This window comes from Micromonospora sp. LOL_021, assembly GCF_048060215.1.
Lineage (GTDB): Bacteria > Actinomycetota > Actinomycetes > Mycobacteriales > Micromonosporaceae > Micromonospora_E.
In genome coordinates, this window is the sequence record NZ_JBHMIN010000188.1 from 1 (window position 1) to 260 (window position 260).

General features: G+C 62.3%; 1 protein-coding gene. It reads left to right on the top strand.

The window, feature by feature from the left end; genetic code table 11:
* A partial coding sequence (locus ACFHWT_RS31615; protein ID WP_416598384.1) for an acyl carrier protein occupies nucleotides 1–260 on the top strand: 260 nt, incomplete at both ends.

A 260-nucleotide genomic window follows, 5' to 3' on the forward strand; every position in this document is an offset into this window, starting at 1 on the left:
TCGGTGGGGGTGGCGCAGTTCCAGGAGGCGATCCTGGAGGTGTTGAGTGAGCGGACCGGGTATCCGGTGGACTTGATCGAGTTGGATCTGGATCTTGAGGCGGATCTGAGTATTGATTCGATCAAGCGGGCTGAGGTTGCTGGTGAGGTGGCGACCCGGTTGCGGTTGTCGGTGGATGGTGACGAGTCGGAGTTGGAGGAGTTGGTTCGGGCGCGGACGGTGCGCACGATGGTGGCGTGGTTGGCCGAGAAGATGGCGGC